At 52.0% G+C, this 5864-nt stretch carries 8 protein-coding genes and 1 pseudogene; 2 read left to right on the top strand and 7 right to left on the bottom strand.

The features are described 5' to 3' along the window. From G9Q73_RS08655 to G9Q73_RS08640, 4 genes are all read right to left on the bottom strand, one after another. Nucleotides 1-337, bottom strand: a 337-nt coding sequence (locus tag G9Q73_RS08655; RefSeq protein ID WP_246345144.1) for a transglycosylase SLT domain-containing protein, incomplete at its 3' end; no start/stop codon positions are given. A gap of 17 nt (nucleotides 338-354) precedes the next feature. Continuing rightward, entirely contained in the window at nucleotides 355-585 is a 231-nt protein-coding gene (locus tag G9Q73_RS08650) for a DUF350 domain-containing protein (protein WP_177419427.1), read from the bottom strand. A 342-nt stretch (nucleotides 586-927) separates the two neighbouring features. Next, a complete protein-coding gene (gene djlA / locus G9Q73_RS08645; protein WP_177419426.1) occupies nucleotides 928-1740 on the bottom strand; it encodes a co-chaperone DjlA in 813 nt (270 codons plus the stop codon). Nucleotides 1741-1800: 60 nt separating this feature from the next. Continuing rightward, a complete protein-coding gene (locus G9Q73_RS08640; RefSeq protein WP_177419425.1) occupies nucleotides 1801-2466 on the bottom strand; it encodes an energy-coupling factor ABC transporter permease in 666 nt (221 codons plus the stop codon). A gap of 155 nt (nucleotides 2467-2621) precedes the next feature. Between G9Q73_RS08640 and G9Q73_RS08635 the strand changes: the two genes are divergently transcribed. After that, a complete protein-coding gene (locus tag G9Q73_RS08635; RefSeq protein ID WP_177419424.1) occupies nucleotides 2622-2915 on the top strand; it encodes a DUF6763 family protein in 294 nt (97 codons plus the stop codon). Nucleotides 2916-3079: 164 nt separating this feature from the next. Beyond that, a complete protein-coding gene (locus G9Q73_RS08630; protein WP_177419423.1) occupies nucleotides 3080-3295 on the top strand; it encodes a hypothetical protein in 216 nt (71 codons plus the stop codon). 92 nt (nucleotides 3296-3387) lie between these two features. Here G9Q73_RS08630 and G9Q73_RS08625 read toward each other — a convergent pair whose 3' ends face one another. From G9Q73_RS08625 to G9Q73_RS08615, 3 genes and pseudogenes are all read right to left on the bottom strand, one after another. Beyond that, the gene (locus tag G9Q73_RS08625) at nucleotides 3388-4260 is read right to left on the bottom strand and encodes a hypothetical protein (protein WP_177419422.1); all 873 of its coding nucleotides are present in this window, start codon (nucleotides 4258-4260) and stop codon (nucleotides 3388-3390) included. 207 nt (nucleotides 4261-4467) lie between these two features. Beyond that, nucleotides 4468-5355 carry a PfkB family carbohydrate kinase gene (locus tag G9Q73_RS08620; RefSeq protein WP_177419421.1) on the bottom strand — a complete coding sequence of 296 codons (888 nt, stop codon included), beginning with the start codon at nucleotides 5353-5355 and terminating at the stop codon, nucleotides 4468-4470. A 74-nt stretch (nucleotides 5356-5429) separates the two neighbouring features. Beyond that, nucleotides 5430-5864, bottom strand: a pseudogene (locus G9Q73_RS08615) (hypothetical protein); the annotation flags it as partial.

Raw genomic sequence — 5864 nt, 5'->3', positions numbered from 1 at the left:
GCATGCGGTCATAGAAGATGCCCGCCGCAATATTCCAGCGTGGATCCTCGATATTGGTGAAGTGAGGGTTTTTTTCTTTAATCTCTTCAAAAGTTGAAGGCAGGATCTGCATCAATCCACGGGCCCCGGCGGGACTGTTTGCATTGGGCCGCAGTCCAGACTCGGCAATCCCCTGCGCCTTGAACCAGTGCCAATCGAAATGTGGCCCAAAGTAGTGCTTGGTGTATTTACGAAAGTGGCGGTCGTAGTCGTTGGTCCAGTGCTTGTGTTTAACATGCTTGGCCACCCCGGCAAGCGCCAGCCCCGGCAGCAGCACCAGTAACAGAAACCAGCGCAATGTGGCCCGCGTCTCCATCAATTCAGGCCAAGTCCGATAACCAACCCCAGCGCGGTGCCGATCCCGATAAAGATTCCCATGATCATCACCCCCACCGCCAGATTGCCGTTCTTCAACTCCTCCGGAATGCTGAAATTAACGATATGACTGAACACCTTGCAACCAAACCACATGAAAAAGATGGTCAGCAGACCGCCAAAGATGGCATAGATGAAGTTGAGCAGGATAGGGTCGAAGGTATCGGTCATGTTTTCCCCTCCACAGGGTATTGGCAGGCGGTAAAATCAGATCAAGACGGGCTTCTTCGTCCCGTGCATTGCAGATTGGTAAGGATAGGCAGGAGCGGGACTGGAGGCAAGGGGCAGGGAGGTGAAAGGTGAAGTATGTGTCAGGTGCCACCGGATGCAAGCTCTTTTTCTAACTGAAAGTGCGTAGGCACGATCAAGCGTAGCGGATCGGGCATTCAGGCTTTGATGAACGATTGAGGCTGCCGGTTCCGCTACGCTTGAACCGACCTACAACACAACCACGACAAAGTCCGGCCTTTCCGGTGGCACGGTCTCCTTTTGCCTTTAACCTTTCGCCTGCTTTTACCTCATCCCACGCGCCTCTTTCACCCGCTCGTAAGCCTTGCGGATCTCATCGGTCTTCGCGGCGGCCATTTTCATCATCTCCTCGGGCAAGCCTTTGGAGACCAACTTGTCGGGATGGTGCTGGCTCATCAGACGCCGGTAGGCCCGTTTGACCTCTTTGTCCGTTGCATCAGCCCCGATATTGAGAATAGCGTAGGCATCGTCCAGGGAGAATCGCTCCCGCGGCGCCTGACGCCGTCCTTCACCAGCCCCCGTATAGTGGCGCTCCGCCCGGATCATCCTCTCCAACTGGCGGAAGGTGAATTCAGAGATATTCAGACGTGCACAGATATGCAGCAGCAGCGACTCCTCCGCCGCATCCATGCGCCCATCCGCATAGGCCGCCTGGATCTGGATCTCCATGAACATCTGGATCAGCGTGCTGCGCCGATGACACTCGACACGGAACTGCTCCAGCACCTCATCCAGAGGAAAACCGTCCGCCTTGCCTTCATTGAAAAGCCGGATTGCGGTCTGGCGCATCTCCTCAGACAGGGACATCTGCTCCATCACCGCCTGCGCCAGACGTATCTCGTCCGGTGAGACATGGCCATCAGCCTTGGCAATGCGCCCCATCACCGAGAAGGTGGCGGTGAAGAAAGCGGTCTGCACCCGTTCACGGCCTCCCGCACCCCATTCGGCGCCACCGCCGGGCATTCCTTCGAGACCCTTATCGAACTTGTGACCCAACGCCGCGCCCAACACGGCGCCCAGCGCGCCCCCAAGCATGAAACCAAAGGCCCCGCCGACCAGTTTTCCCCACCAGCTCAAAGTCTTACTCCTGAAATAGAGACATCAGACGCCATTCTAATACGAACACCGAGGCGGGAACTACTTGCCTTTGATATAGAGTTCATCACTGAATGAATAGACCCATGTAGGGCAGTAGAGCACCAGGGCAGTGATGATCCAGCCGTTGAGAATCGCCTCCGGAAAAAACATCAGCGGAAAGAATGGGATAATCGTGAGCTGCAACGCCTGCAGCGTATAGGTGCCGCTATAGACCAGCAGGCCCACCGCCGCATAACCACTGATATAGGCCACCAGCCACGCCGTCATGAAGCCGTTGCCCAAGACATAGATAAAGAAGTTTTTGGGAAACCATGAGCGCACCAGCACCAGGGATATCTGGGACAGGGTGATCGGCAACAGGCCCACCGTGATAATGCTGAGCACATACCCTTCCCAGCCGTAACCGACATTCAACGTCACCGCCAGCAGGGCGATGCTGGCGATGATCAGCGCAAAAGACCAGCCGAACACCAAGGTCACCGTGGTCACCCCCAACAGGTGAAAGGAGAGACCGGGCTGAATCTGCCCCCGTATATGCCACAGCAGAATCAACACCACGATGGCGCCCAGAAAAACATGCAACTGCCCCTTCTGCGTCAGGCGACGCCAAGGCGACATGCGTAGCGCATAAAATAATGCTACGCCGTACAGGGCGCCCAGCCACCAAAGCAGGGTACCAGAGAAGTGATTGCCATCAATTTCCATCTAAACATTCTAATTCAACGGGAACACTTTGCGCATAGATCTCTTTAATAACCCGTATAACTGGATAGATTAAATGACTTTGCGCAATGGACGAGACGATCTCCGGTGCCATAATTGATAGTAGGTAAGAAGTTACAACCGGGAGAGAGGTGAAGATGAACATCCCTAGACTCAAAGTGGGGGCTTGGTTCAAAACCAATGAAGGGGAGAACCTTAAGGTCGTGGCCTACGATACAGAAGATCGATCCATCGAGGTCCAGTTCTACGACGGCACTATCGAAGAGTACGATTTTGAAGACTGGGTGGCACTGGAAACCCAGAGCATCGCCCCGCCAGAGGATTGGGCCGGTTCCTATGACATTAGCAAGGATGACTATGGCGTCGCTCTCGACAAACCCGCAGGAGATACCCATATAAATCCGCTGGACCAACTGGATAATGAAGAATAGATGGGGATTTTGCGACTGGCTTCAAATACTTGATGTAACTTCAAGGCGATGCGTTCACATTTCCAACAAAAAATGTGCTGCGAAATTACACAGGCTAAAGAAACAAGCCGGCCCGCCGACACATTGAGTGAAAGCAACGTTCTGACAATGTAGGGAGGTACGTCATGAAAAGAGTTTATGACATGTCCACGGGTAGATTAGTCGAATCGGGTTCGCCTGCCATTCAAGCACCAGCAACTCGGATGATACCCCCTGCGGAAGACATCCCCACGGTGGAACCGGGATTGCAGGAAGTTCAAGCCACTTCCACTAAAGAACAGCGGTTGCCGCACGATCTGGCCAACGTGGATCCTGCGATTTTCTTACGTTATTTCGACTGATCCTGCGCCACGGTTAAAAACCGGGACATAGAGTCCCGGTTTTTTTTATGTCCGATCCCTCTACAGATCAGCGCCTTCTTACACTGGTCAAATTAATGCGTTTTGAAGTCGATGGAATCGATAAGGCCGAGTATTTCTGTTCCTTCATTAAGATGCTTAATCACATCCAGCTGTTGATCATTTTTGCGGAAAAATGACACATAATTCACCCCATCCACAGTACGACCGATCTGTAATACGCCGCCTTCCGTTATTGAGTGAAATAGATTAGTCACCCCTTTTATAATTAATTCATCCGGGAAATAACCTTTATTCAGCAGGTTCATACAGCGCAGATATGAACACTTCTCATCCATGGGTGCGGCAAAAATGTCATAATTTTGATGGAAAATCTCTTTATTGGCTATGCAGGAAAGAACCTTTGGATCGTATAACAGTATGGCGCCCAACTCTTTCGATACGGGCCTTTTGTTCAAAAGCTGAAATACCCATCGAGTGATAAAAAATTTACCGCTGGATTCCTGGTCGGCGAAAATTGGGCCAACATATCCATTGAGGAATTTTTTTTCAGAATCGTATATTTTTGTATAGAGGGGCGTTTTCTCGTAGTAAAATTTTGCGAATTTATCAGAAATATTAAAACTGCAACTGACACCCTGCTCCTGAAGCCGGCTATAAAGTTCAAATGAAGTAATGCCGCTCGACACTCCAACATCGTGAAAAACCGGTTTATCAAACTCCTTGAGCAAGTCTACCGTATGTTGATCGATATCCTGAAACCTGTTTGCTCTACTCTCTTTAGAAGTTCTATTGTTCAGTTTAATTGATGTGTAAATATGATCCGCTACACTTCTGTCGCTATAGCTTGACAGTTTCAGAAGATTCCCCCGAACGAGCGCTCTGCCTATTCTGTTTGAGAACGCAAGTTGAAGGAGCGTCTGGTTTGATAAAACAATTTTAAACATGTTTAGTATTTCCTGATTACCCTGCGACTCAGCTATGGAGCCTGTGGGGAGCACATAATGAACCTGAAGCCAAACGGGGAGAACGCCAGGGCAGAGGAATCAGGTTCAATTTTAGAGAGGGTTCAGTTTGCCACAGTTTCTCAAACAACTGAAATTTCACTGGAATTCATACCCCTCTCTGACTGGCCCCATACGCTGTACGCGGTGTTAGAAGAGCGGATCATAATGCCCCGGTTTTTTCATGCCAAAACCCACCTGTCCACACTTGATTCCGGCAAGCCTGACTGCCTGCATCAACACCTTCTCGTCACTGTTTTCTCTTAACAGACCATCGATCACACCTGCATTGAACACATCACCGGCCCCCAGCGTATCCACCAATTCTGCAGGCTGTATTGCCGGCTGATGCCGCATGCCACCATCCGCCTTAAGCATCCATGCCCCCTCATCGCCCCAGGCGCAAAACAGCAGCGCCTGCGGATTACTCTCCCGCATGGCCATAAGGAGGGAAGCGGCATCGGCATGCCCGCGACTCTCGGCAAACACCTTGGAAAAGAACAGCACATCCGGCAATGCCAACAACGCGTCGATGCCTGCCCGCGGCTTCTCCACTTCCAGAGAACAGCCAACCTGCGGAAAACCCTCTTTCACTCGCTGCAACATTTGCAGGGTCTCGGTTGGGTTTCTACCTTCGAAGTGAATCCAATCGAACTCGGCGGGATTAACGGTACTGAAATCTACCGCGCTGTATTCCGGAAGGTCACGATAGTGGACGATGGTACGGGAGGCGTTTTCCCTGCTCAGCACCACATAGGAGGTTGGAACCTTGCCGCTGGCGTGATGAACAACAGGGGAGAGATCGACGCCATAGCGCGTGAGGTCATCCAGGATATAACGGCTGTCCGGCTCATCGGCGATAGTGCCCGCCCAACTGCAGGCATGGCCAAATTGGCTCAAAACCACCAGGGTATTGGTGGCATTGCCTCCGCGGGCAACCCTGTGTTCAAGGGCTCGCAACTCCTCATCTTCCGAGGGGTAGGCGGCGACGGTGTTGATGATATCCAGGGTCGCAATACCGACCGACAATATACGCATGGAGAAGAGACCGTCCGGGGCTGATCTACAGAAAACAGGCAGCGTCTAACTGAGATGAGGATTTGACTGAATGATCAGCTATCTCTCTTTTTCTTGAAAAAACCACCCAGAGAATAGCGACGTTTACTGGAGGTCTCCTGGCCATCGAGTGAGGCGGAACCTGCCTCCCCGACGCTGTCATCGAACTCCAATTCAGATGTATGTAGATTACCACCATTCAGCGGCTCCGACTCATCAGCCATCCGGGAATTACCGCCCGCCTGCCTCAGCAACACCTCAAGTTTGCGGCCCAGACGATCCACCTCGCCGTCACGATCTTCAATGGCGTCCTCCAATGTGCGGCACTGTCTCTGCGACATACGCAGGGTCTGCTCTTTCTCCCGTAACGCCTTTTTGATCGAATCGAGCTCCTGCCGCGTCGCCTGCAGGGCCGCAACCTCATTCATATCAAGCCCCGACTGCCGCTTACCCGTCTCTAGCAATACGTAACTGAACGAAGTACAACAGGT

This window comes from endosymbiont of Lamellibrachia barhami, assembly GCF_011947365.2.
In the GTDB taxonomy this organism is placed as follows: domain Bacteria; phylum Pseudomonadota; class Gammaproteobacteria; order Chromatiales; family Chromatiaceae; genus QGON01.
The sequence above is the reverse complement of the archived record's forward strand: the minus strand, read 5'-3'. Positions and strand labels throughout refer to the sequence as shown.

Bases quoted from the DNA above. Each gene is read 5' to 3' on its own strand.
- G9Q73_RS08625 (WP_177419422.1), bottom strand. From the start codon at position 4,260: ATGTTTAAAATTGTTTTATCAAACCAGACGCTCCTTCAACTTGCGTTC.
- G9Q73_RS08650 (WP_177419427.1), bottom strand. From the start codon at position 585: ATGACCGATACCTTCGACCCTATCCTGCTCAACTTCATCTATGCCATC.
- G9Q73_RS08630 (WP_177419423.1), top strand. From the start codon at position 3,080: ATGAAAAGAGTTTATGACATGTCCACGGGTAGATTAGTCGAATCGGGT.
- G9Q73_RS08620 (WP_177419421.1), bottom strand. From the start codon at position 5,355: ATGCGTATATTGTCGGTCGGTATTGCGACCCTGGATATCATCAACACC.
- G9Q73_RS08640 (WP_177419425.1), bottom strand. From the start codon at position 2,466: ATGGAAATTGATGGCAATCACTTCTCTGGTACCCTGCTTTGGTGGCTG.
- G9Q73_RS08635 (WP_177419424.1), top strand. From the start codon at position 2,622: ATGAACATCCCTAGACTCAAAGTGGGGGCTTGGTTCAAAACCAATGAA.